This is a genomic window from Blastococcus carthaginiensis (genome assembly GCF_030731085.1).
In the GTDB taxonomy this organism is placed as follows: domain Bacteria; phylum Actinomycetota; class Actinomycetes; order Mycobacteriales; family Geodermatophilaceae; genus Blastococcus; species Blastococcus carthaginiensis.
Genome location: NZ_JASNFN010000006.1, coordinates 1 through 22289, shown reverse-complemented (window position 1 = coordinate 22289; position 22289 = coordinate 1). Strand labels below are relative to the sequence as shown.

The window sequence follows — 22289 nt, the reverse complement described above, 5'->3', positions numbered from 1 at the left end:
TGGATGTCGTGGTGACCCACACCGCCGAGGACAGGGTCTACGTCGACGTCCCCACGCTGGTCATCGGCAAGCTTCCCTGGAACCAGAGGCCGTCGGCCGCGGCGACCCGGTCCAGGTGCGGCCTACCGGCTCGCCGCGTCGAGAAGCTCTACCGCAGCCACGCGCCCTCGCAGTCCGCCACCGTCCAGCCGTAGCTCGTGCAGGGTCGCTAGGTCACCGGGTCCCCTCGCGCACCTGGACGTCGAGCCGCGCGTCATCGAAGCAGAGCAGCCCGCCGACGGCTTCGGCATCGTGCATGGGCTCGGGGTAGCTCCAGACGACGTCATCGTCGAATCGGTCGCCGTCCCGCAGTGTCCGGTACTGCGCGACGCCCTTGTACGGGCACCTCGTCGCGGTGTAGCTCGGGGCCAGCAGGTCGGTGCGAACGTCCTCGGCCGGCAGGTACCACCGGGGCGGCAGGCTGCTCTCCAGCAGCATGCGCGGCTGCGTCGAGTCGGCGACGACGGTGTCCCCCCAGCGCACGACCACGTGACGGGAGCTGCGTAGCACGTCGATCCGGTGATAGGGGTCGCGCGGATGGACGAAGACCTCCTCGTCCTCCTCGAACCAGGCGTCCATCGCGTCCCAGTCGAACGCGACGAGACCGGCCACGCCCGCTAGCGACGACGGCGGCTGCTCGTAGGAGTAGGCGCCGTCCTCCGCCGTCCGCTCGCCCACCGACACCGTCCAGTGCGAGGCCTCGCCGAGGCCGGGGGCGTTCACCTTCGTGTCGCTGGTCGTGAACAGGTCGGCCCGGACGTCCTCGCGGGGGAAGAGGTAGATCGGTGTCTGGCCCGACAGGTGGAGCAGGCGCACGCCGGTGCTGTTGGCGACGGTCTCCTCGCCCAGGCGCACGCGGACCCGGCGCGGGGAGGGCTCGAGGTAGAGGACGTGCTCGGGCGGCGCCGGGTCGAAGTTGAAGGTTCCGGACGGCGTGGAGCCGAAGGGTGCGCTGCCGATCGTCAAGGCCATGTGGTCCCGCTACCCGCCGACGGACGTCGTCACCCGGGCAGGCGGGAGATCAGTCGCCGTCCACCGTCTCCAGCATGCCCGTGGCCTGCCCGACCTCGATGAGGTGACCGTCCGGGTCACGCACGTACGCGCGGATCTCCTGGCCGTGGTCCTTCGGCTCGGTGAGGAACTCGACGCCTTTCGCCGTCCAGTTCCGGTACACCGCGGCGATGTCGGCGACACGGACGTTGAGGAAGGCGCTGGTCCGCCGGGGGTCCTGCGGCAGAACGAGGCTCACGTCGGGCTTGTCGTCGGTCGGACCACCGGCCTCGTTGAGGATCAGCCAGCTGTTGGCCGCACGGAGCATCACCGGATCGCGCTCGTGCACCACCTGCGCGCCGAAGACGTCGCGGTACCACTCCCGCGAGCGGTCCTGATCGCCGACCACCAGGAAGTGGGTCAGCACGAAGCCTTCCCTTGGCGCGGGCAGTTCGTCTCGTGCGGGCATGTCCCGTGCGGGCATGTCGACCTCCTCGACGTACGGGCCCCGGACAGGGCCGTCCGGTCGGCCCTTCCCCGCAACTGGCATCCGCATGCGGCCACGGACCACGGGGTCGCCGGGGCAGAGCGGCAGCGGTGGGACTTCTCCGCGGTGAGGATCGAGCGCTCGGGGGGGGCGTCGGGCGAGCCGTGCCTCCTTCCGGCGGGAGTCGGGACCTTCGAGGGCGCCAAAGGGAGGTTGAACGGCCGCCACGTCGGCACAGCATCCAACCTCCACCCGTCCTGCCGCAGTTCCCGATGCGCCGGACGTCCTGCGGCAGGGCGAGACCACGTCGGTCTGCCCCTGCAAGCATGCGGCGAGCTACGGGCACGTCGCCGTCGTCGACGGGCGGCGGTACGAGGATGCGGCGTACCGCTGTCGCGATCCACTGCTGGAGGCGCTGCCGGCTGCCGGGGACCGGTCGTCGGACGGTGATCGGGACGGAGCCTGAGGCCGCCCCCCGAGTCGAGGTCAGCCCAGCTGCTCGGCGAGGTCGGTCAGCCCGGTGGCGCGCAGTGACGGCGGCGTGAAGGAGGAGGGGTACGGGGTCCCGGCCCGGTCGATCCACGCGGTGGCCAGTCCGGCGCGGGCGGCGCCGTCGATGTCCCACGGATGGACGGCGACGAGCAGCATCTCGCCCGGGTCGGTGTCGCAGGTCCGGGCGGCGTACTCGTAGGCGCGGCGTGCCGGCTTCCAGGCGCCGGCATCCTCCACGGAGAGCAGCGCGTCGAACTGGTCGCGGATGCCGGCGCCGGTGAACAGCTGCTCCGACACGGACGTGGAGCCGTTGGTCAGGGTGACCAGCCGCCGCCCCGACGTCCGGAGGGCCCGGACGCCGTCCGGGACGTCGGGGTGGACGCCCAGTTCGGTGAAGCCGCTCATGACGTGGTCGACGGCGGCGTCGGTGTCCCGGTCGAGGTCCACGTTGTGCAGCACCGTGCGCAGGGCCGCGGCCCCGAGTTCGGCGAAGGGGCGGGACGCGCCGGCGGCGGTGAGGGCGAACCCGTCACGCAGCAGCGTGGCGAACCACAGCGTGGCCAGGTGGGGAGGTGCCCCGACGTCCTCGAACCGCTGAGACATCGGGCTCATGTCGGACAGGGTCTCGTTGACGTCGAAGACGATGACGGACGGCGAGAGGGTCAACGCAGGTTCCTCGGGCTCGGCGGTGTGGGGCATCACTCGGGTGCGCTGCTGGAGGCCACCAGCACGAGGACCCGGGGCAGGGTGGTCATGTAGGCGCCCAGGACGGCGGCCATGCCCGGGCGGGCGTCGCCGAGGCCGGCCTGCTCCAGCGCGGTGGGGTCGGCGACGACCTGCCAGGGCAGGTGCCGGGCGGCGTCGACCGCTCTGTGCTGCAGGTCGTCGGCGGCGGCACGGGTGGCAGGCACCTGAGGGCCCAGGTGGTCCCAGGCCGCCTCCAACAACCCTCGGTCGGCGAGGCTGCGCCAGATGCTGTTGACGACGGGCGTGTCGAGGGCGGCGCGGATCTGGCCGTAGAGCTCCGGCGCGGGTGCGTCGGCCGGCGAGGGAGCGGGGCTCTCTGGCCGCACCGGGCGGGCTTCGGGGACCTGACCGGGCGCGGGCGGTGCGTGGAGCTCCCCGTCGAGCGCGAGCCGGAGGCCGGCGGCCAGCAGGAGCATCCGGCTCAGCGGACCGGTGAACCCGGCCAGCGCACCGCGGACATCGGCGTGGGCCGGAGGGGTCGTGATCTCCCGCGCCGACGTCACGAGCTTCTGTGCCGACTGCGCGAACGACGGGTCCGGCAGCACTCCGGCGGCCTGCTCGTGGGCGAGCACGAGGTAGCCGGGGCAGAGCGCCAGCGACTTGAAGAGGCTGGGCACGAACGGCATGCCGTCCAGCAGGTGGGCGTAGACGGCGGCGACGGCGCCGGTCGCCTTCGACTCCTCCACCATCGGGTAGCCCACGAACCCGCCGGCGTCACCGCCCACCGGGATCTCCTTCGCGCGCAGGACCCGTTCCGATCAGCTCGTTGATGGCCGCCGCGATCACCTCGGGATGGTCCTCGGGGGTGAAGTGCTTGCCGCCGGGGATGGGCTGCAGCTCCGTGCCCAGGTCGTCCGCGAGGCGGCGGCCGTACTCGACCTTCTGGAACTGGTCGGCCTCGCCCCACACCACGCGGGCGGGGAGGCCGAGCGAGGGCAGCTGGTCGGCGACGGCGATCGTGTCCTCGACCCGCAGGGAGCTCACCTGGCGCATCAGGCTCCGGGCGGCGCCGTGGGTGACGTAGTGCTGCCAGTGCACACCGATGGATTCCAGCGCCCGCGCCCGGTCGTCGTGGCCGCGGTGGATCAGCTGGACCAGGGAGGGGTAGAGCGCGGTCTCGGGCAGGTACCGCAGCACCGGTGCGGCCCGCTGCATCGCCTTCACGCTGGGGATCGGCCAGGAGTCGTAGCAGACGGCGTTGGTCAGCACGATCCCGGAGAACCGGCCGGGCGCCCGGGCGGCGGCGATCTGCGCGACCCCGCCGCCGAGGTCGTGACCGACGAGAACCGGTGACTCCGCGCCGACCAGGTCCAGCCAGCGCAGCAGCCGGTCGGCCTGGGCCGACAGGCCGAGGTCGCGGCCCTCGCCGTCGGGGATGGAGCTGCCGTAGCCGGCCATCTCCAGCGCGAGGGACCGGCCGCTGACCAGCGGCATCACGTGGCGCCAGAGCCGGGGCGAGGTCGGGATGCCGTGGACCAGGACGACGTGCGCGCCCTCGCCGTGCTCCAGCCAGCGGATCGGCTCGCCGTCCAGCAGGTCCTCGTGCAGGTGCAGCCCCAGCCCGTTCACGACCGACCCGCCAGGCGACGGAGGGCGGCACGCGCCTCGGGCAGCGCCAGCGGGAGGGTGGCCAGCTGGGCCGCCGCGGCCACGGTGCACCAGGAGCACACCTTGCGGTGCTTGGTGACCTGCTCGGCGAACAGGTAGATACCGCCGCCGGCGTCCGCGGCGGTCTTCGCGGCCAGCGCCAGCGGCACCCACGGTGCCGTCCGGGCCCGGTCCCGGTCGCCCATCCCGGCGAGGGCCAGGGTCACGCCGGCACTGAGCAGGCCGAGCGCGGCATCCGGGGTCCTGAACTGCTGGTAGGCCTCGCCGGCGGCGTCGACCGCGTCGGCGTCGAGGAAGGGCAGGGGCAGCTCGGGCACCCGCCGCAGCAACCCGAACTGGTACAGGCCGACCACCCCGAGGGCGAAGCTCGCGAGGGAGGTGAGGCCCGCGATGCGGCGGCGCTGCTCGAGGAAGTCCCCGGCGCCGCGCCGGAGATCGTCGCTGACCCGTTCGGCCGCCGCCGAGCTCGACCGGCCGACCCCGCCCGGATCCGGTCGGACCGTGGCCGCCGGCGGGCCGGCGGGGTGTCTCCTCGCAGTGGTGCGCACGTCGGTGTCCTCCTGTGCTCGGCTGTACCGGGCCATGCCCCGTGCTGCGGTCGTGAACCGCGGTCGGCCGCCTTTCCCGACGGGGCAGATCCCTGGCTGCCGGACCGGCGGCTCGGAGGCCCGGAGCGGGTGGGACGTCGAGGTCGGTCTGCACCAGGTGGTTGGTGAACGGGTTCAGCGCGATGTGCACCGATGCCCCGGTGGCCTCTGCGTCGCTCCAGCCGGCGGCCAGGGTGGCCTGCCAGGTGGGGTCCTCGACGTCGCCGAAGCTTCCGGCCGATTCGCGGACCAGGGTGAGCAGCGCGTCCTCGGGGGGCTGAACAACCCACCGGCCGGGGCATCCGGAGGCCGGGCGGGCATGGAAGGGTCCGACCGAGTCGGGTCCGGATCAGGGAGGGGGTGCCGCGTGCGAGCGCTGGAGCGGATCGGCGGCAGCATCGACATCGGCGTCGACCGCTCCGTGGCGGGCTCGCCGTCCTTCCTGGCCGACACCGTGCCCTCCGGGCTCGCCGTCCACCTCCGCCCGCCGCAGTGAGCGACCACAGCCGTCCTCCGCCGGACCGGGCCATCGAGGTCGGGGCGGGACCATCGGGGACCCCGCGCCGGGCTCCCGGACGCTTCGTGTGGGGCCGCCTCGCCGGGCTGCTGGTCGTCGTCGCGACGGCGGTGGCCGTCGCGCTCGTGGTCGGGCTGCCTGACGTCGAGCGGCTGCGGGTCGAGGTCGCAGCGCTCGGGCCGGCGGCTCCCGCGGTGTTCGTCGTGGTCTATGCGCTGGCGACTCTCGCACCCCTGCCGAAGAACGTGCTCACCGCTGCGGCAGGTGTCCTCTTCGGCTTCGTCGGCGCAGTGCTCTTCGTCCTGCTGGCTGCCCTGCTGGGAGCCCTGGCCGCGTTCGCGCTGGGGCGGAAGCTGGGGCGCGATGCGGTCGAACGGCTGACCGGGACCCGGGTGGCCCGCGTCGACGCACTGCTGAGCCGGCACGGTTTCCTCGCGGTTCTCGGCGTGCGCCTGGTGCCCGCGCTGCCCTTCACCGCCATCAACTACGCGGCGGGGTTGACCGCCGTCGGCAGCCGCGACTACGTGGTCGGCACGGCGCTCGGAATCATCCCCGGGACGATCGCCTTCGCAGCCCTCGGCGCGTACGGGACCGCGCCGGGGTCGTGGCCGTTCGTCGTGGCCGTGCTGGTCCTCGTCGTGCTGAGCGTCGCCGGCGCGGCCGTGGTCCGCCGCCACCGCCGGGGGAGCCGGGAGGTGTGAGCCCTCGCAGCGCCGGACGGCGACCCGGCCCGCGCTCCGGGTGGCCGGTGGCCTGATCCGCTCCGCGGACAACCGTGACGACGTCCTGACCTCGGCCTGACAGGATCCGGGGTGTGGACCTGGGGCGATGGACCGAGCTGTTCCGCGCCGACGCCGGGAAGCTGTCCCCCCAAGAGATGCAGATCCGGGACGCGGCGTGGATCGCGCGGTGCGTCGGCCGAGGCGGAACGGCGCCCCTGGGTCCTCAGGACGTCGCCGCCCTGGCCAGCCGGATCTCGTCCGTCACGTTCCAGCGGGGTGAACGGGTGTTCGGCGACGGGAGCGGTGCGGGGCCGGGCGTCTGCATCGTCCGTTCCGGGCATGTCGAGCTCGGTGTCGTGACGCCGCGGGGCAAGGTGGTCGTCGGTGTGCTGCGTCCGGGGGACGTCGACGGCGACGTGCCGCTGCTGCTCGGCATCCCCGTGCCGTACGCGGCCCATGCGCTCGACGATGCCGTCTGCCTCATGCTGTCCGCGGAAGACTTCGAGTCGCTCCTCGACCGGCATCCCGGGGTGTCCCGGCGCTGGTTGTCCAGCATCGCTCAGCGCCTCGCCACCAGTCATGGACGGTTGATCTCCTTGCTGGGGCGTCCGCTTCCGGCCCAGCTGGCCGGCCTGCTGGTGGAGGAGGCGGAGGACGGCACCGTCCGGCTGCCGCAGCGCACCCTGGCGGCGATGCTGGGTGTGACCCGGCCTTCCCTCAACAAGGTGCTCAAGGACCTCGAGCGCCGGGGCTACGTGAGGGTCGGCTACGGCACCATCGAGCTCCTCGACGAACGTGGCCTGGTGGCGGTGCGTGACGGCTGAGGGGCGGCCCGCCGGTCCACACCGGTCGGACCGTGGTCAGGAGGGGTAGCGGGCTGACGTGGCGGATCATCGGCGTCGGCCCGGGATGCGCACCGTGCTGGCTCAGCCGGACTTCCGGCGGCTGTGGACGGCGCGCACCATCAGCCAGTGGGGTGACGTCTTCAGCTTCGTCGCCCTGGCCATCCTGATCTACCGGCTGACCGGCTCAGGGCTGGGCGTGGCCGGCGTCGTCGTCGCCGAGATCGTCCCGGTGCTGCTGCTCGCCCCGCTCGCAGGCGTCCTCGTCGACCGGCTGCCCCGCATCACCGTGATGGTGGCCGCCGACGTGTTCCGGGCCGCCCTCGCCGGCGTTCTCGCGGTCTGGCACGACGACCCGCTGGTCGTCTACGCGGTCGCCTTCGGCCTGTCGGCCGGTGCGGCCCTCTTCAACCCGGCCGCCAACAGCGTGCTGCCCTCGGTGGTGGCCGACCGGGAGATCGTCGCGGCCAACAGCGCTGTCTGGACCGCGGCTGTGCTGTCACAGGTCGTCCTCGCGCCGCTGGCCGGAGGCCTGGTCGCTCTGGTGGGTCCTGGTTGGGCATTCGGCGTCAACGCCGCGAGCTTCGTCGCCTCGGCGCTGGCGCTGCGCGGCCTGCGGCTGGTCGAGCCGCCGGGGGAGGTCGGTCGACGCCGGCTGCTCGCCGACGCCCGCGAGGGCCTGGCCCTGGTCGGGCGCGACCGGTTGCTGCGCGCCCTGGCCATCGGACAGCTGCTGGCCGCGCTGTCGGCCGGCGCGACCAGCGCACTGCTGGTCGTCCTGGCCGCCGAGCACCTGGGCGCGCCGGCCGACGCCTACGGGATCCTGGTCGGCGCGATCGGCGTGGGCGCCGCCCTCGGGCCCACCCTGCTGCTGCGGCTGATCCCCGACCCGCGCCGCCCGCTGTACGTGTTCGGTCCCTACGTGCTGCGCGGCCTGGTCGACCTGGTGCTCGCCTCGGTCCGTTCCCTGCCGGTCGCCGCCGCCACGCTCGCCGTGTACGGCATCGGGACCTCCACCGGCGCCGTCACGTTCAACAGCCTGCTGCAGTCGCACCTCACCGACCGCACCCGGGGACGGGTCTTCGCGCTGATGGACCTGCTCTGGCAGACCGGGCGCCTGGCGAGCCTCGGCGTCGGCGGGCTGCTCGCCGACACCCTCGGCATCCGCGCCGTCTACTACGTGGGCGGCGCCTTGTTGCTGCTCGCCGCCGCAGTCGGCTTCACCGCCAGCCGCAGCTTCACCACCGGACCGGATGCCCCAGCGTGAACATGGCGCCCCGTCCGACCGCCTGCAGGAGCCGAGGGCGACCACGGGCGCCGTGCCCCCGCGGGGGCCGCGCATCTACCCTGGTACCGCACCCGGCGTCGGCCGGCCTCGCACCCGTGGGCCCGTGCGGTCAGGGTGCGGGTCAGAGGCCGAGGTACCGGGTGACAGCCATCTCGACCTCGTCGAGTTCGTCGCGGTGGAGGAAGAAGGCGGGGTCTCCCTCGACGAAGCGCACGTCGATGCTGCGCATCTGGTCGACGAGGAACCGGGTCAGGACACCGCCCAACTCGATCTCGGGCCGGAAGACGGCCGGCTGCGCCTGTGTCGATGTCGGGACGACCGTGGCGACGCTCCAGGCCATGTCGGTCGGGCTCAGGACCAGTCCGTAGCGCCGGCCGCGTTGCTCGTGACCACGACGCGCTGCCCCGAGGTCGACGCGGTAGACAGCGCCGCGGATCACCAGGCGTCGGCCTCGCCGGACAGGTCCTCGTCCGCCAGCCGTTCGGCGTCGGCGCGTGCTCGTGCCAGCCATGCCTCGCGGTCCAGGAGGCGGAGCGCGCGGCGGATGACGTCGGAGGTGTGCTCGTCGGACCGCATCGCCGCGCGGATGATCCGCTCGTCCTCCTCGGTGGGGCGGAACCCGATGGTCTTGCTCACGCGGTGATGTTAGACAGTCGTTTGACAGTTGTGCAACGGTCAAGCGGGCGTCAAAGGCGGGGCGCCGACGTGTACCGATGCCCTCGTTCGGGTGGGCCGCCGCCGACGAGCTGTTGAGCCGTGATCCGCTCGCGCTGCTGCTCGGGATGCTGCTGGACCAGCGCATGCGTCAACGAAGCAGCGGGGCGGCCCGTCACCTCGGCGCACGCGCCGTCCGGTAGAGCCGTGCGGCCTCGCTACGACGGGGCACCGTAGCCAGGTGACCGGTGGGGTCAGCCCGCGAGCGGAAGTCGGACGACGAACCGGGCGCCGGGGTGGGCGTCCTCGAGGCCGACCTGCCCGCCGTGCTGCAGGACGACGTCGCGGACGATGGCCAGGCCCAGGCCGGTTCCGCCGGCATCGCGGCTGCGGGCGTCGTCGAGGCGGGTGAAGCGGTCGAACACCTGCTCCCGCTGGTCGGTCGGGATGCCCGGGCCGTCGTCGGTCACGGTCAGCACCGCCCGGTCGGTCGCGGTCAGCGCGACGGCCACGGTGGTGTGGGCGTGTCGGAGCGCGTTGTCGAGCAGGTTCTGCACGACGCGGGTGAGCGCGCCCCGGTCGCCGATGATCCTGGCGCCGGAGACTGCGGAGGTGTCGAGGCGCAGCGCGGTGTGCGCACGGACGCGATCGACCGTCTCCAGGACGATCTCGTCGAGGTCGACCGTGTCACGGACGAGCGGGACACGGGCGTCGATCCTGGCCAGGCGGAGGAGGTCGTCGACCAGCCGGGACAGTCGCTGGGCGTCCTCGGTCAGCGCCGGAAGCCGGCTGCGCCACGACGGGTCGTCGTGCAGTGCGGCGACCTCGAGCTGGGTGCGCAGGGAGGCCAGCGGGCTGCGGATCTCGTGGGCGGCGTCCGCGACGAACTCCCGCTGCCGTCGGGTGGCGGCCTCGGCCCGGCCGAGCAGCGCGTTGAAGGTGGTGGCCAGCCGGGCGAGTTCGTCTCCGCTGGCTGGGACGGCGAGCCGCCGGTCGAGTGCATCGCCGGAGATGTCGGCGGCCTGCCGGCGCAGCGCCTCCACCGGGCGTAGCGCCCGCCCCGCCAGCAGCCATGTCAGGACCGCGAGGATGACGACCACCGCTGGGGCGCCGACGGCGAGCGCGGAGATCAACTCCTCGACGCTCTCCTCGGCGTCGTCCAGCGGCAGACCGACCTGGACGAGCACGCGCTGCCCGTCCGTGGTCGACACCGGGAGGGTGAGCACGCGGTGGGGCTCGTCCTGCTCACCGGGCAGGGCGAGTCCGTCCTGGGTGACCAGCTCGAGGCCGGTGCCTGCCGGGGCCGTCAGCAGCGGCCGGCCGTCCGGCAGCTCCACGGACGAGGCCAGGACGGCTCGATCCTCGTCGAGGACGTGGACGACTTCGTCGTCAACGTCGACGGCGAGCAACGACTCCGCCGACCCGCCGGAGGTGATCGCCGCGGCCACGCGCTGGGCCCGGTCGAGCGCGGCCTGGTCGACGCCCGTCACCAGCGCCGACTCCAGCCGGAGGGTGAGCAGCACCGCAGAGCAGGTGATGGCCACGGCGATGACCACGACCGCGGCCGCGGTCAGCCGGGCGCGCAGGGAACGGCTCCGCACCCACCGGGTCAGGCCGCGCGGTCGTCGGGCGCTCATCCGCCGGCGGCATCGATGCGGTAGCCGACGCCACGCACGGTTTCGATGCTCCTCCGCCCGAACGGTGCGTCGATCTTGCGCCGGAGGTAGCCGACGTAGACCTCGACGATGTTCGGGTCGCCGGCGAAGTTCTCGTCCCACACCTCGGCCAGCAGCTCCGACTTCGTCACCGCGTCACCCGCCCGCCGCATCAGGTGCTCGAGCAGTGCGAACTCCCGGGCGGTCAACGACAGCTCGGTGTCCCCGCGCCGCACCCGGTGCGCGGCCGGGTCCAGGACCAGATCGTCCACGACCAGCTGCACCGGCCGCTCCGGGGCGCGCCGCCGCACCAGGGCACGCAGCCGGGCCACCAGGACGACGAACGGGAACGGCTTCGTCAGGTAGTCGTCAGCGCCCAGGTCGAGCGCGTCGGCGATGTCGTACTCGCCGTCCTTCGCCGTCAGCATCAGCACCGGCGTCCACACCTGGCGGGCTCGCAGCTCGCGGAGCACGTCGTACCCGGAGCGGCCCGGCAGCATGACGTCCAGGACGATGGCGCCGTAGCCGCCGTGCAGCGCCCGGTCCAGACCGGTCACGCCGTCGCCGGCGACATCCACGGAGAATCCTTCGGAGTGCAGTCCGCGGGCCACGGCGGCCGCCAGGTTCCGCTCGTCCTCGATCACCAGGACCCGCACCCGCCCACCTCCTTCGATCGTCAGTGTCCGTTCTGCCAGGCCGGTGCTGAGAAGCAGCTGAGAGCGACCGGCCTGTTCGGGGCTCTTTCTCAGCGTCCGCTCAGCGGGACCGGTCGACACTGGGATCGTGCCCCCGACGAGGGGTCGTCCCGAACCCCGGAGGAGACATGAAGAAGAGCACCCGATGGACCATCGGCGGCGCGGCGGCCCTGGTCGTGCTGGCCGGCGGAGGTGGCGTGGCCCTCGCCACCGCAGGAGACGACGAGGACGCCCGCCCGGACGTCGCCATCACCGGCGACGCCTTGGAGCAGGCCAGCGAGGCCGCCCTCGCGCATCTCGGCGAGGGACAGGTCACCGACACCGAGGTCGGCGACGAAGAGGGCTACTACGAGGTCGAGGTCACCCTCGACGACGGCGACCAGGTCGACGTCCACCTCGACGAGGACTTCACCGTGCTCGGCGACGAGCGCGACAGCGAGGAGCCCGGCGACGACGACTGATCGCCGCCGCACCGGAGCCACGCAGCAACCGACCCTGGAGGAGACGACGTGAACAGCAAGGTCAAGGGCGCCACCCTCGGCGCCGCGGCCCTCGCCGCGGTGGTCATCGGCGGGACGCAGATCGCACAGGCGGAGAACGACGCTCCTCCGCAGGCAGACGCCGTCGTCGGCGAGGACGGCACCGAGGTGCCCGAGGACGACGCCGGCGAGGAGGACGAGCAGGTCACCGGACCGGATCGCGACGAGGCCGGTGCCGCCGCTCTGGAGGCGGCCGGGCCCGGGACCGTCACCGAGGTCGAGGTCGCCGACGAGGGCGACACCGGCTACGAGGTCGAGATCCGGCTCGGCGACGGCACCTTCGTCGAGGTCGCGCTCGACGAGTCGTTCACCGTCGTCTCCGTCGAGAAGGACGACGACTGACCGCACCGAACCGCAGGGGGTGAGGCGGTAGACGCCGCCTCGCCCCGCCCCTGCTACGTGGGCGTCCGCTCATCGGGTGACACAGCGACCGTCGTCGCGGACCCGCCGTGCGGCACACTGCCCGGCGTGCCGACCATCCGCATCGCCCAGGACGCCGCCGCCGACGAGCTGCTGAGCCGCGATCCGCTCGCCCTGCTGCTCGGGATGCTGCTGGACCAGCACATGCATCAACGAAGCAATGGAGAGTCAGACCGCCGACGTGCTTGACTTTCACAACTCCGAAGGTACCTTCAGAGTTGTGAAATCCCCGACGCTGTTGCCGTTGTTGCGTTCACAAGTGCAGGGTGACCTGCTCGCCTTGCTGTTCCTCCACCCCCAGCAGGAGTTCAGCCTCACCGAGGTCGCCCGCCTCGGCGGCGTCACTCTCAGCAGCGTCCACCACGAGGTGACCCGCCTCCTGCAGGCCGGCCTGGTGCGCGACCGGCGCGTGGGCAACACCCGACTGGTCCGGGCGGACACGTCCAGCGTGCTCGCCGGCCCGCTGACCGACCTGCTGGCGGTCACCTACGGGCCGCGACCGGTGCTCTCCGACGCGCTGCGCGGTGTGCTGGGCGTCGAGCGGGCCTACATCTACGGGTCCTGGGCCGCGCGCTACTCCGGCGTGCCGGGCCCGGTGCCCAACGACATCGACCTGCTCGTCGTCGGTACGGCCGACGTCGACGACCTCGAGGACGCCGTCCGCCCCGCCGGCGAGCGGCTCCGCCGCGAGGTCAACATCCGCCGGGTCGCCCCCGACACCTGGGCACGGGTCGAACGCGGGGAGGACGCCTCCGCCTTCCTCGCCACGGTCACCGCCGCACCACTGGTCCCCCTCGATCTCGATGCCGCCGACCGGCGGCCATCCACGGCCGGAGCGGTCCGATGAGGTGGCAGCAAGGCCGGGACCGGATCGAGGAGATGCTCCACGGGACCCCGGCGACGCTGCAACGTGTCCAGCCGAGCCGTGAGCACGCCGACCGGCTGCTCCGCCAGGCCCGCGCCCACCTGGCAACTGCCGCGAAGGTGGCCGGCGACGACCCGGCCGGCGCCTACGGGCTGCTCTACGACGCCGCGCGCAAGGCGCTGACCGCCGTGCTGGAGAACCAGGGCCTGCGGCCCACATCCCGGGGCGGCCACCTGGCCGCCTATCACGCGGTCACCGCGCAACTGGACCCGCCGTTGGGCAGGGCGCTGCGGCCGTTCGACCGGCTGCGCCGCACCCGCAACGACGCCGAATATCCTGCGACCGACGCCGAGGAGCTCACAGCCGAGCAGGTCGCCGAGGACCTCCCGAAGGCCGCCGCAATCGCTGACCTGGCCATGCAGGTGCTCGATGAGATGAGCCCGTTCTGACCGCCCGCGAAGCTCTGTGCCAGTCGTACGTCCTCCGGTAGATCGCGCGGCAGGCTGATCAGCTCGCGAGTGAAGCGGCGGCGCCTGCTGGCGGGTGATCGCGACGGGATCCATATACGGCACCATCTCCGGTGTGCCGACCCTCCGCATCGCCCAGGACGAGGCCGCCGACGAGCTGCTGGGCCGCGACCCGCTCGCCCTTCTGATCGGGATGCTGCTGGACCAGCAGTTCCCGATGGAGCGCGCCTTTGGGGCCCCGCGGCTGCTGGCCGACCGGCTAGGCGTCGACACCCTCTCGGCCGAGCAGCTCGCGGCGATGGACCCCGAGGAGCTGGTGCGGGTCTTCCAGGGGCCGCCGGCGTTGCACCGCTACCCGGGGTCGATGGCCGGCCGGGCGCAGGAGGTGTGCCGGGCGCTCGTGGAGCGGTACGACGGCCGGGTCGAGGAGCTGTGGGCCGACGGCTGCGACGGCGCCACCCTGCTGAAGCGGCTCACCGGACTCCCCGGCTTCGGTGCGCAGAAGTCGAGGATCTTCCTCGCCCTGCTGGGCAAGCAGTACGGGGTCACCCCGTCCGGCTGGCGGGAGGCGGCCGGCGACTACGGGACCGACGGTTCCCGGCGCTCGGTCGCCGACATCACCGGCCCGGAGTCGCTGGCCGAGGTGCGGGCGTTCAAGCAGGAGGAGAAGCAGGCGGCGAAGGCGGCGAAGCAGGCTCCGGCGGGCTGACCGGGACACCTGCACCGGGCCCCGCGCGGTGGCACCATGGCAGTGGTCCGGGAGCCGGCGGGGTCGAACCCGCGGACACCGGCCAGCGGAGGGAAGGGTGCCCGTGGCCTCGAGCCAGCAGTTCCCGCGATCGCGCAAGCCCGAGCCGGTGCTCATCACCGAGGCTGCCCCGAGCCTGGCCGACCAGCAGGCCGCCCGGAAGCGGCGGTACGCCATCACGATGGCGATCCGTGGCGTCGCGCTCATCCTGGCCGCCGTCTTCTACAAGGTCGTCTGGTTGATGATCATCCTGGCGATCCTGGGCACGGTGCTGCCGTGGATCGCCGTCGTCATGGCCAACGACCGGCCGCCGAAGCCGAGGACCCGCCTGCAGGGCGTCGACGCGCGTCCCGACCGGGTCCTGGAGAACCCCGCCCGGCCGGGGCGGGTCATCGAAGGCTGAGCGCCCCGGTCGTCGCCCGCATGCGGTGACGCCCGATCGGCAGCATCAGCGGCCGGCCGGACGTCGGGTCGACCACGACCCGGCTGTCGAGCCCGAAGACCGTGCGCACGCACTCCTCGGTGAGCACCTCGGCCGGGTCCCCGGCGGCGTGCAGGCGACCGGCAGCCAGGGCGACGAGGTGGTCGGCGTAGCGGGCGGCCAAGTTGAGGTCGTGCAGGACCATGACGACGGTCGTGCCGCGGGCCCGGTTCAGGTCGGTCAGCAGGTCGAGCACCTCGATCTGGTGGCTGACGTCGAGGAACGTCGTCGGCTCGTCGAGCAGCAGCACGTCGGTCTGCTGGGCGAGCGCCATGGCGATCCAGACCCGCTGGCGCTGGCCCCCGGAGAGCTCGTCGACGGCGCGGTCGGCGAGCTCCGCGGTCTGCGTGGCCTCCAGGGCAGCCGCCACCGCCGCGTCGTCCTCGGGGCGCCAGCGCGTGAAGACGCCCTGGTGCGGGTGCCGGCCCCGGCCGACGAGGTCGGCGACCGTGATGCCCTCCGGGGCGATCGGTGACTGGGGGAGCAGTCCCAGCGTGCGCGCCAGCTCCTTGGCCGGCAGCCGGTGCACCGCCTTGCCGTCGAGCAGCACCCGGCCGCCCCGGGGGGCCAGCAGCCGCGACATCGACCGCAGCAGGGTGGACTTGCCGCAGGCGTTGGCGCCCACGATGGCGGTGATCCGCCCCGGTGGGACGACGAGGTCCAGCTCCTCGATCACCGTGCGCTCGCCGTAGCCGACGCTCAGCTGCTCCGCGGCGAGGATGTGGGTGGCGGTCACAGCGAGCCTCCGGCGCGGTTGGTGCGGACGATCAGGTAGATCAGGTACGGGGCCCCGAGGACCCCGGTGACGACGCCCACCGGGTACCGGGTGCCGAGGGCGAACTGGCCCACCAGGTCCGCGGCGAGGACCAGCAGTGCACCCACCAGCGCGGCCGGCACGAGCAGCGAGCCGTTGGGCCCGACGACCCGGGCCGCGATGGGGCCGGCGAGGAAGGACACGAAGGCGATCGGCCCGCAGGCCGCCGTCGCGAAGGCGATCAGGCCCACCGCCGCCAGGACGGCCACGATGCGGGTCCGCTCGACGCGGACACCCAGCGCGGACGCCGTGTCGTCGCCCAGCTGCATCGCGGCGAGCGGCCGGGTCTGCGCGAGCAGGACCGGCCCGAGCACCACCAGGGCGACCAGGGCGGGCAGGGTGGCCTCCCAGGTGCTGCCGTTGAGGCTGCCGGTCAGCCAGCGCAGCGCCTCGGCGAAGTCCCAGGCCCCGGCCTGGTCCAGCACGTAGGCGATGGAGCTCCGCGACATGGCGGCGATCCCGATGCCGATGAGGATCAGCCGGGTGCCGACGACGCCGTCCTTGAACGCCAGGAGGTACATCAGCAACGCCACCAGGAGGGCGGCGACGATCGCGGTGACGGAGACGGCCGTCCCGCTCCAGCCGAGGAGCACGATCGCGAACGCCGCCGCGGCGCTCGCCCCGCCGCTGATGCCGATCACGTCCGGGCTGGCCAGCGGGTTGCGCAGCATCGTCTGGAAGGTCACGCCGGCCAGGCCGAAGCTGAGCCCGGCCACGACCGCGAGCACCGCGCGCGGCAGCCGCAGCCGGCCGACCGTGAACGTCGCGCCGGGGACGTCCTGCCCCAGCACCACCCGCAGCACGTCACCGGGCGGGTAGAACGTCCGCCCGACCATCAGCGTCACGGCGAAGGTCGCGACGACCAGCACCGCGAGCACCACGACGACCAGGCGCCGGCGGGCGGCGCGGCGGAGCCGCTGCCGGGCGACGGCCTCGACCGACGCGGGCGCCGCGACGACGGCGGTCACAGCTCCCGGACCTTCTGGCGGCGGACGACCCAGATGAAGAACGGCGCGCCCACGAGCGCGGTGATGATGCCGACGTCGATCTCGGCCGGCCGGGCCACGATCCGCCCGAGCACGTCCGTGGCGGTGAGCAGGCAGGCGCCGGTGAGCGCCGAGAACGGCAGCAGCCAGCGGTGGTCGACCCCGATCAGCAGCCGGCACAGGTGGGGGACGACGAGCCCGACGAAGCCGATCGGCCCGGCGACCGCCGTGGCGGCACCGCAGAGCAGCACCGAACCGAGCGCCGCGACGCCCCGGGCCAGGGCCACCCGCTCCCCGAGCCCGGCGGCGAGCTCGTCGCCCAGCGCCAGGGAGTTGAGGCTGCGGGCGGAGAGCAGGCTGACGGCGAACCCCACCGCCAGGAACGGCAGCACCGTGCCGATGGCCGTGAAGGTGGCACCCCCGACGCCGCCGATCTCCCACGACTGCACGCTCTCGGCGATGTCGCCGCGCGGCAGGGCGACGGCGGTGACGAACGAGGTGAGCGCCGCGGCGGTTGCCGCGCCGGCGAGGGCGAGCTTCAGCGGGGTCGGCCCGCCGCGCCCGAGCGAGCCGACGGCGTAGACGAACACGGCCGCGAGCGCGGCGCCGGCGATCGCCACCCAGATGATGCTCGTGGCGGAGAACAGGCCGAACCACGCGATCCCGGCGACCACGGCCAGCGACGCGCCCATGTTGATCCCCAGGACTCCGGGGTCGGCGAGCGGGTTGCGGGTGACGCCCTGCATGACCGCGCCCGAGAGACCCAGCGCAGCACCCACGGCGACGGCGAGGAGCGTGCGGGGGATCCGCTTGGTGACGGCGGCCTGGCCGATGTTCTCGGTGGACCCGCCCAGTGCGGCGACGACGTCGGACCAGTCGACGTCCCGCGAGCCCACGGCGACCGAGGCGGCCATCAGGGCGACCAGCACCCCGAGGACCGCGAGCAGCCAGAGGACGCGCAGCGACCCCGGGCGCCGCGCGAGGGCGGCGTCCGGGGCCGGTGCGGGAGGTGCAGCGGTCACTGCCCCTTGTCAGCTGCCTCGGCGAGCATCGAGACGTAGTCCTCGAGGACCCAGGAGATCGCCAGCGGGGTCGGGTTGGCGGCAGTGCCCAGCGGGGTGTTGGGCAGCAGCACGAGGGCACCGTTCCGCACGGCCGGGATCTGGGAGAGCAGCGGGTCGGCGTTGAGCGCGTCCACCAGCTCCTGGTCGCCGTAGGTGACGATGACGTCGACGTCCTCGAATGCGTCGACCTGCTCGGCGCTCACCGTGCCCGAGAACTGCTCCGGGTCGGTCGACGCCTGCTGCACGCTGGGCGGGGTGCTCATCCCGAGGTCCTCGAAGAACGCCGCCCGGGTGTCGAACGGCGTGTAGAAGCTGACCTCGCTCAGGTCGGTGGTGTCCACGTGGGTCATGAACATGGCCGACGTGCCCTCGAGCTGCGGGTGCTCGGCGACGGTGTCGGCGATCTCCTGCTCGATGCTCGCGACGAGCTCCTCGCCCTCGGCCGCCATGCCCATGCCGGCGGCGTTGACCTCGATGACCTCGCGCCACGGGGTCGCCCACGGTGCCTCGGGGTAGGCCACGACCGGGGCGATCTCGCTCAGCGTGTCGTAGTCCTCCTGGGTCAGCCCCGAGTAGGCGGCCAGGATGACGTCGGGGTCGGTGTCGGCGACGGCCTCGAAGTCGATGCCGTCGGTCTCGTCGAACAGGACGGGGGTCTCGGCGTCGAGCGCCTCGAGCCGCTCCTCGACCCAGGGCAGCAGGCCGTTGCCGTCGTCGTCGCCGAAGTTGGCGGCGGCCATGCCGACCGGGACGACGCCGAGCGCCAGCGGCACCTCGTGGTTGGCCCAGTTGACGGTGGCGATCCGCTCGGGCCGCGACTCCAGGGTCGTCGTCCCGAGGGCGTGCTCGATGGTGACCGGGGCCGAGTCCGCAGCGGTCTCCGGCTGCTCGTCCGAGGCCGAGGCGGAGCAGGCGGCGAGCCCGGTGGTGAGGAACGCTGCCGCGGACAACGCGACCAGGCGTGAGGGGCGGTGCATGGGGTCCTTCCGGTCGTGCGGAGGTGATCAGCTCAGGTGAGGCTTGCCTAACCTAGGCGATGATCGACTCACGGCAGGTCACGATCGGGTAACGCCGCCTCGGCAGGCGTCGGGCGCCCGGGTCAGCGCGCTCCGGGGCGGCGGACCACCTCGGCCGCGCAGGCCAGCCCTGCGTCCAGCGCCTCCGCGGGGGAGCGGTGCGGGCCGGTCAGCCACGCGGCGAGCAGGCCGGCGGCGAACGCGTCCCCGGCCCCGGTCGTGTCCACGACCGTCGCCGGCCGGGCCGGCCGGTGCACGAGCTCGTCGCCCGCCGCCCACAGCGCACCCTCGGCTCCGAGGGTGACGACGGCGACCGGGTGCCGGGCGGCCAGGGCCCGGGCCGCCTCGGTGACGTCCGCGCAGCCGGTCAGCAGCCGGGCCTCGTCGGCGTTGGGCAGCACGAGCGTCGCAGCGGCGGTGTCCGTCAGCCACCGGTCCACCCCGTAGCCGCGCAGCGGGCCGGTCGAGGCCGGGTCGACCGAGACGGTGCACCCGGCCACCGCGGCCGCACGCAGCGCGGCCAGGCCGGCGTCGCGGGGCCCCGGGTCGAGAAGGGTGTAGCCGGACAGGTGCAGGTGGCCGCCCGGCGCGGGGGTGGGGACGTCGGCCGGGCGCAGCGCCAGGTTCGCGCCGCGGTCGGCGAGCATGCTGCGCTGCCCGTCGGGTTCGACCAGGCTGACGATCGTGCCGGTCGCCGCGCCCGGCACGGTGCGCACCGCCAGCTCCACCCCGGCCGCCGCCAGCTCGGCGGTCAGCCCCGCACCGGCGGCGTCGTCCCCGATGCAGCCGGCCAGCACCACCGGCGTCCCCAGGCGCGCCAGGTGCGCCGCCACGTTGGCGCCCGCGCCACCGCCGCGGCTGACGATGCGTGCCGGCCGGTCCGACCCCGGGGCCGGCTCCCCGGAGAGGACGGCGACGACGTCGGTGGCGACGTCGCCGACCACGACGACCGGAGGCGGCACGGTCGCGCTCAGGCCGCGAGAGCGGCCAGAGCCGCGGCGATCCGGCCGGCGAGCTCGGCGTTGCGCAGGACCAGCCGGACGTTCACCTCGAGCGTGGCGCCGTCGCTGGCCCGGTGCAGGTGGTCGAGCACGAAGGGGGTGACGTCCTTGCCGCGCACCCCGGCCGCGTCCGCCGCGGCGAGGGCGTCGGCGATGACCCGGTCGTGCAGCTCCCGGTCCAGCTGCTGGTCGGCCGGCAGCGGGTTGGCCACCACCACCGCCCCGGGCGCGAGCCCACGGCGGGCCGCGAACACCGCGGCGGCCTGCTGGGGGTCGGCGACCGACCAGTCGACCGTCGAGCCCGAGTCCGCGACGTAGAAGCCGGGGAAGGTGGTGGTGCCGTACCCGACCACGGTGACCGAGAGCGACTCGAGCCGTTCCAGCGTTGCCGGGACGTCGAGGATCGACTTCACGCCCGCGCAGACCACCACCAGCGAGGTGCGGGACAGCGCCGTCAGGTCGGCGGACTCGTCGAACGTCTCGACCGACTGGCGGTGCACCCCGCCCAGACCGCCGGTGGCGAACACGCTCACCCCGGCCGCCTCGGCGAGCAGCGCGGTGCTGGACACGGTCGTCGCACCGCTCATCCCGAGCGCAGCTGCGACGGGCAGATCGCGGACACCCAGCTTGGCCAGGTCGGGGTCCGCGCAGACGCGGTCGACCTGGGCGGCGGTCAGCCCGACGTGCGGGGTGCCGTCGAGCACGGCGATGGTGGCCGGGACGGCGCCGCCGGCCCGGACCGCGGCCTCGACGTCGTCCGCGGCCGCCCGGTTGTCGGGCCGGGGGAGCCCGTGGGCGAGCAGCGTGCTCTCCAGCGCGACGACCGGCCGGCCGCCGGCCAGGGCGTCGGCGACCTCGGGGGACAGGACCGGGCGGGGAGCGGGGGCTGCGGCAGGCACCCTGTCATCATGGTCGGCGGGTACGGGAGCACCGTGGTGCCCCCCGCCGCACCACTCGACCGTCGAGCAGGGAGCGCGTCATGAGCAGCAGCGACATCCTCGAGCGGCCGGACGTCCGCGACTCCGACACCGGCAACGCCAACGAGGTCTTCCACTACGTCAAGAAGAACAAGATCGCCGAGAGCGCCGTCATGGGCACCCTCGTCGAGGCGTTGTGCGGCGAGGTCTTCCCCGTGACCAAGAGCCCCAAGCCCGGCAGCCCGGTGTGCCCGGCCTGCAAGGAGGTCTACGCGCAGCTCCGCAAGGAGTAGTAGAAAACGGCTCGCGTAGCGGGTGGACCGGTCGCGGGGGCCCGGAGGGTCTCCCGACCCGGGACACGGGTACGGCTCAGCCTGGTCGTCCCGAGTGGGCCCCGGAGGGGTCCGCGTAGGGACGACGGACGCGCTCGGCCCGGGTGGGGACGGCACCTGGCCGCGGTGTCGTCCGGAGGACGACAATGTCATCGCGTCACCGCAGGCCCAGTCGGCGCGCCTCCTCCTCGAGCTTGGCCTGCCGCCGCTCCTGGCGCCGGCGCCCGTGGCGGCGCAGCGGTGCCGGCCAGCGCGCGTGGATGGTGGCGTTGAGCTCCGCGCCCAGCAGCACCGCCATCCCGAAGAAGAAGCAGAACAGCAGCGCGCCGATGGGTGCGGCCAGCGCGCCGTAGGGCAGGGCCACGGTCAGGATGTCGCTGACGTAGGCCCGCAGCAGCAGCGCGGCCACCAGGAAGAAGCCGAGGCTGAGCACCGCACCGGGCAGCTGTCGCCGCCAGGGCAGCCGGTGCGGCAGGACGACGTGGAAGAAGCTGGTGAGGGCGAGCAGCATCCCGATGACCACGATCGGCCAGTAGACGGCGTTGATCAGCATGGCCGTGGTGCCCCGCCAGTCCTGAGGCACGAGACCGACCAGCCGGCCGCGGCCCAGCACCAGCAGCGGCAGCGTCAGCACTGCCAGGAGCAGCCCGACGACGAAGAGCCAGAGCGCCTTCAGCCGGGTGCGGATCGGCCCGCGCACGTCCCGCTGGTCGTAGGCGATGACGATCGTGTTCATGAAGGTCGCCGTCGCCGACGACCCCGCCCACAGGGAGAGCAGGAAACCCACGCTGACCAGCTCCAGCCGGCCGGAGCCGAGGATGTCGGTCAGCGTCGGCCGCACCAGGCCGTCGACGACGTCGGCGGTGAGCACCTGCGCTGACGCGTCGAGCAGCTGCTCCTCGATCTGGGCGACGGCGTCCCCGCCGATGAGCGAGCCCAGGTAGCCCAGCGAGCCCAGCAGACCGATGAGCAGCGGTGGCACCGACAGGATCTGCCAGAACGCCGCCTCGGCGGACAGCCCGATGATGCGGTCCTGCCACGCCTTGGCCAGCGTGCGGCCGAGCACCTGCAGGGGGACCCGCAGCGCGGCCGGCCACCGGCGCAGCCGGGACGGTCGTGGCACGTCGGCCCGCGTCGCCCCCGGTGCGCCGGCACGTTCGTCGGGCTCGTCCGCACCGACCCCCGCGGGCGAGCCGCTGGGGAGGACGGCGCTCACCTGCCCAGTGTGCACGTCAGGGCACGCTCCGAGCGGTGGGGGGGGGGGGGCCGGCCCCCCCCCGGGGGGGGGGGGGCGCCCCCGCGGGGGGGCCGGGGGG

At 73.7% G+C, this 22289-nt stretch carries 31 protein-coding genes and 1 pseudogene; 15 read left to right on the top strand and 17 right to left on the bottom strand.

The window, feature by feature from the left end:
• Positions 1–11: 11 nt before the first annotated feature.
• Positions 12–194, top strand: coding sequence for a hypothetical protein (locus tag QOZ88_RS08215; RefSeq protein WP_305999304.1), 183 nt, complete (start codon positions 12–14; stop codon positions 192–194).
• A 19-nt stretch (positions 195–213) separates the two neighbouring features.
• On the opposite strand, the gene QOZ88_RS08210 is transcribed toward QOZ88_RS08215, so the two are convergent.
• Positions 214–1011: a DUF427 domain-containing protein gene (locus tag QOZ88_RS08210; protein ID WP_305999303.1), complete on the bottom strand. Its 798-nt coding sequence runs from the start codon at positions 1009–1011 to the stop codon at positions 214–216.
• Positions 1012–1060: 49 nt separating this feature from the next.
• Entirely contained in the window at positions 1061–1513 is a 453-nt protein-coding gene (locus tag QOZ88_RS08205; protein WP_305999302.1) for a VOC family protein, read from the bottom strand.
• A gap of 280 nt (positions 1514–1793) precedes the next feature.
• Here QOZ88_RS08205 and QOZ88_RS23170 point away from each other — a divergent pair.
• Positions 1794–1982, top strand: a pseudogene (locus QOZ88_RS23170) (DUF427 domain-containing protein); the annotation flags it as partial.
• Between the two features lie 20 nt (positions 1983–2002).
• Here QOZ88_RS23170 and QOZ88_RS08200 read toward each other — a convergent pair.
• Genes QOZ88_RS08200 through QOZ88_RS08185 form a run of 4 tightly spaced genes read right to left on the bottom strand, consistent with a single transcriptional unit; the run spans position 2003 to position 4911 of the window.
• The gene (locus QOZ88_RS08200) at positions 2003–2674 is read right to left on the bottom strand and encodes a haloacid dehalogenase type II (RefSeq protein WP_305999301.1); all 672 of its coding nucleotides are present in this window, start codon (positions 2672–2674) and stop codon (positions 2003–2005) included.
• 32 nt (positions 2675–2706) lie between these two features.
• Positions 2707–3480 (bottom strand): hypothetical protein, encoded by a 774-nt coding sequence (locus tag QOZ88_RS08195; protein WP_305999300.1) that lies wholly within the window; start codon positions 3478–3480, stop codon positions 2707–2709.
• A complete protein-coding gene (locus tag QOZ88_RS08190) occupies positions 3470–4324 on the bottom strand; it encodes an alpha/beta fold hydrolase (RefSeq protein ID WP_305999299.1) in 855 nt (284 codons plus the stop codon). The genes QOZ88_RS08195 and QOZ88_RS08190 overlap by 11 nt, the downstream gene beginning before the upstream one ends.
• Positions 4321–4911, bottom strand: a complete 591-nt coding sequence (locus QOZ88_RS08185; RefSeq protein WP_305999298.1) for a vitamin K epoxide reductase family protein — start codon at positions 4909–4911, stop codon at positions 4321–4323. The genes QOZ88_RS08190 and QOZ88_RS08185 overlap by 4 nt, the downstream gene beginning before the upstream one ends.
• 406 nt (positions 4912–5317) lie before the next feature.
• Between QOZ88_RS08185 and QOZ88_RS08180 the strand changes: the two genes are divergently transcribed.
• The 4 genes from QOZ88_RS08180 to QOZ88_RS08165 all read left to right on the top strand — a co-directional run bounded on the left by QOZ88_RS08180 (position 5318) and on the right by QOZ88_RS08165 (position 8298).
• Positions 5318–5446, top strand: a complete 129-nt coding sequence (locus tag QOZ88_RS08180) for a hypothetical protein (protein ID WP_305999297.1) — start codon at positions 5318–5320, stop codon at positions 5444–5446.
• An 86-nt stretch (positions 5447–5532) separates the two neighbouring features.
• Positions 5533–6168: a TVP38/TMEM64 family protein gene (locus tag QOZ88_RS08175; RefSeq protein ID WP_305999296.1), complete on the top strand. Its 636-nt coding sequence runs from the start codon at positions 5533–5535 to the stop codon at positions 6166–6168.
• Between the two features lie 113 nt (positions 6169–6281).
• Positions 6282–7013 (top strand): Crp/Fnr family transcriptional regulator, encoded by a 732-nt coding sequence (locus QOZ88_RS08170; protein WP_305999295.1) that lies wholly within the window; start codon positions 6282–6284, stop codon positions 7011–7013.
• Positions 7014–7098: 85 nt separating this feature from the next.
• Positions 7099–8298, top strand: coding sequence for an MFS transporter (locus tag QOZ88_RS08165; RefSeq protein WP_305999294.1), 1200 nt, complete (start codon positions 7099–7101; stop codon positions 8296–8298).
• Positions 8299–8440: 142 nt separating this feature from the next.
• Here QOZ88_RS08165 and QOZ88_RS08160 read toward each other — a convergent pair whose 3' ends face one another.
• Together QOZ88_RS08160 and QOZ88_RS08155 are read right to left on the bottom strand one after the other, a co-directional pair.
• Entirely contained in the window at positions 8441–8758 is a 318-nt protein-coding gene (locus QOZ88_RS08160) for a type II toxin-antitoxin system PemK/MazF family toxin (RefSeq protein ID WP_305999293.1), read from the bottom strand.
• Positions 8755–8955 (bottom strand): hypothetical protein, encoded by a 201-nt coding sequence (locus tag QOZ88_RS08155; RefSeq protein WP_305999292.1) that lies wholly within the window; start codon positions 8953–8955, stop codon positions 8755–8757. Before QOZ88_RS08155 ends, QOZ88_RS08160 begins: the two co-directional genes overlap by 4 nt.
• A 77-nt stretch (positions 8956–9032) precedes the next feature.
• Here QOZ88_RS08155 and QOZ88_RS08150 point away from each other — a divergent pair, with 77 nt between their 5' ends.
• Positions 9033–9176, top strand: coding sequence for a hypothetical protein (locus QOZ88_RS08150; RefSeq protein WP_305999291.1), 144 nt, complete (start codon positions 9033–9035; stop codon positions 9174–9176).
• Positions 9177–9227: 51 nt separating this feature from the next.
• Here QOZ88_RS08150 and QOZ88_RS08145 read toward each other — a convergent pair whose 3' ends face one another.
• The gene (locus QOZ88_RS08145) at positions 9228–10610 is read right to left on the bottom strand and encodes a sensor histidine kinase (protein ID WP_305999290.1); all 1383 of its coding nucleotides are present in this window, start codon (positions 10608–10610) and stop codon (positions 9228–9230) included.
• Positions 10607–11284: a response regulator transcription factor gene (locus QOZ88_RS08140; protein WP_305999289.1), complete on the bottom strand. Its 678-nt coding sequence runs from the start codon at positions 11282–11284 to the stop codon at positions 10607–10609. The genes QOZ88_RS08145 and QOZ88_RS08140 overlap by 4 nt, the downstream gene beginning before the upstream one ends.
• A gap of 167 nt (positions 11285–11451) precedes the next feature.
• On the opposite strand from QOZ88_RS08140, the gene QOZ88_RS08135 reads away from it, so the two are divergent.
• The 7 genes from QOZ88_RS08135 (at position 11452) to QOZ88_RS08105 (ending at position 14765) form a co-directional block, all read left to right on the top strand.
• Complete coding sequence (locus QOZ88_RS08135) at positions 11452–11784, top strand: PepSY domain-containing protein (protein ID WP_305999288.1); 333 nt, start codon at positions 11452–11454, stop codon at positions 11782–11784.
• Positions 11785–11832: 48 nt separating this feature from the next.
• Positions 11833–12204, top strand: a complete 372-nt coding sequence (locus QOZ88_RS08130; RefSeq protein ID WP_305999287.1) for a PepSY domain-containing protein — start codon at positions 11833–11835, stop codon at positions 12202–12204.
• 126 nt (positions 12205–12330) lie between these two features.
• The gene (locus tag QOZ88_RS08125) at positions 12331–12471 is read left to right on the top strand and encodes a hypothetical protein (RefSeq protein WP_305999286.1); all 141 of its coding nucleotides are present in this window, start codon (positions 12331–12333) and stop codon (positions 12469–12471) included.
• Between the two features lie 55 nt (positions 12472–12526).
• Positions 12527–13129, top strand: a complete 603-nt coding sequence (locus tag QOZ88_RS08120) for a winged helix-turn-helix domain-containing protein (RefSeq protein ID WP_305999285.1) — start codon at positions 12527–12529, stop codon at positions 13127–13129.
• On the top strand, positions 13126–13596 hold the full coding sequence (locus tag QOZ88_RS08115; protein WP_305999284.1) for a hypothetical protein: 471 nt from the start codon (positions 13126–13128) through the stop codon (positions 13594–13596). Before QOZ88_RS08120 ends, QOZ88_RS08115 begins: the two co-directional genes overlap by 4 nt.
• A gap of 133 nt (positions 13597–13729) precedes the next feature.
• Positions 13730–14323, top strand: coding sequence for an HhH-GPD-type base excision DNA repair protein (locus QOZ88_RS08110; RefSeq protein WP_305999283.1), 594 nt, complete (start codon positions 13730–13732; stop codon positions 14321–14323).
• Positions 14324–14420: 97 nt separating this feature from the next.
• Complete coding sequence (locus QOZ88_RS08105) at positions 14421–14765, top strand: DUF3099 domain-containing protein (protein ID WP_305999282.1); 345 nt, start codon at positions 14421–14423, stop codon at positions 14763–14765.
• Here the strand turns inward: QOZ88_RS08105 and QOZ88_RS08100 are convergent.
• From QOZ88_RS08100 to QOZ88_RS08075, 6 genes are all read right to left on the bottom strand, one after another.
• Positions 14752–15579: an ABC transporter ATP-binding protein gene (locus tag QOZ88_RS08100; protein ID WP_305999281.1), complete on the bottom strand. Its 828-nt coding sequence runs from the start codon at positions 15577–15579 to the stop codon at positions 14752–14754. The genes QOZ88_RS08105 and QOZ88_RS08100 overlap by 14 nt on opposite strands.
• On the bottom strand, positions 15576–16625 hold the full coding sequence (locus QOZ88_RS08095) for a FecCD family ABC transporter permease (protein WP_305999280.1): 1050 nt from the start codon (positions 16623–16625) through the stop codon (positions 15576–15578). Before QOZ88_RS08095 ends, QOZ88_RS08100 begins: the two co-directional genes overlap by 4 nt.
• On the bottom strand, positions 16622–17665 hold the full coding sequence (locus QOZ88_RS08090; RefSeq protein WP_305999279.1) for a FecCD family ABC transporter permease: 1044 nt from the start codon (positions 17663–17665) through the stop codon (positions 16622–16624). The genes QOZ88_RS08095 and QOZ88_RS08090 overlap by 4 nt, the downstream gene beginning before the upstream one ends.
• On the bottom strand, positions 17662–18684 hold the full coding sequence (locus QOZ88_RS08085; protein WP_305999278.1) for an iron-siderophore ABC transporter substrate-binding protein: 1023 nt from the start codon (positions 18682–18684) through the stop codon (positions 17662–17664). Before QOZ88_RS08085 ends, QOZ88_RS08090 begins: the two co-directional genes overlap by 4 nt.
• Before the next feature lie 122 nt (positions 18685–18806).
• A complete protein-coding gene (locus tag QOZ88_RS08080) occupies positions 18807–19685 on the bottom strand; it encodes a carbohydrate kinase family protein (protein ID WP_305999277.1) in 879 nt (292 codons plus the stop codon).
• Between the two features lie 8 nt (positions 19686–19693).
• Positions 19694–20623 (bottom strand): pseudouridine-5'-phosphate glycosidase, encoded by a 930-nt coding sequence (locus QOZ88_RS08075; RefSeq protein ID WP_305999276.1) that lies wholly within the window; start codon positions 20621–20623, stop codon positions 19694–19696.
• Positions 20624–20703: 80 nt separating this feature from the next.
• On the opposite strand from QOZ88_RS08075, the gene QOZ88_RS08070 reads away from it, so the two are divergent.
• Entirely contained in the window at positions 20704–20934 is a 231-nt protein-coding gene (locus QOZ88_RS08070) for a DUF3039 domain-containing protein (protein ID WP_305999275.1), read from the top strand.
• Between the two features lie 196 nt (positions 20935–21130).
• On the opposite strand, the gene QOZ88_RS08065 is transcribed toward QOZ88_RS08070, so the two are convergent.
• Positions 21131–22189 carry a YihY/virulence factor BrkB family protein gene (locus QOZ88_RS08065; RefSeq protein ID WP_305999274.1) on the bottom strand — a complete coding sequence of 353 codons (1059 nt, stop codon included), beginning with the start codon at positions 22187–22189 and terminating at the stop codon, positions 21131–21133.
• Positions 22190–22289 lie beyond the last annotated feature (100 nt).

Excerpts from the sequence above, each read along its gene's own strand:
- QOZ88_RS08210 (WP_305999303.1), bottom strand. The coding sequence starts at position 1,011 with ATGGCCTTGACGATCGGCAGCGCACCCTTCGGCTCCACGCCGTCCGGA.
- QOZ88_RS08205 (WP_305999302.1), bottom strand. The coding sequence starts at position 1,513 with ATGCCCGCACGGGACATGCCCGCACGAGACGAACTGCCCGCGCCAAGG.
- QOZ88_RS08165 (WP_305999294.1), top strand. The coding sequence starts at position 7,099 with ATGCGCACCGTGCTGGCTCAGCCGGACTTCCGGCGGCTGTGGACGGCG.
- QOZ88_RS08150 (WP_305999291.1), top strand. The coding sequence starts at position 9,033 with ATGCCCTCGTTCGGGTGGGCCGCCGCCGACGAGCTGTTGAGCCGTGAT.
- QOZ88_RS08145 (WP_305999290.1), bottom strand. The coding sequence starts at position 10,610 with ATGAGCGCCCGACGACCGCGCGGCCTGACCCGGTGGGTGCGGAGCCGT.
- QOZ88_RS08135 (WP_305999288.1), top strand. The coding sequence starts at position 11,452 with ATGAAGAAGAGCACCCGATGGACCATCGGCGGCGCGGCGGCCCTGGTC.
- QOZ88_RS08115 (WP_305999284.1), top strand. The coding sequence starts at position 13,126 with ATGAGGTGGCAGCAAGGCCGGGACCGGATCGAGGAGATGCTCCACGGG.
- QOZ88_RS08085 (WP_305999278.1), bottom strand. The coding sequence starts at position 18,684 with ATGCACCGCCCCTCACGCCTGGTCGCGTTGTCCGCGGCAGCGTTCCTC.
- QOZ88_RS08070 (WP_305999275.1), top strand. The coding sequence starts at position 20,704 with ATGAGCAGCAGCGACATCCTCGAGCGGCCGGACGTCCGCGACTCCGAC.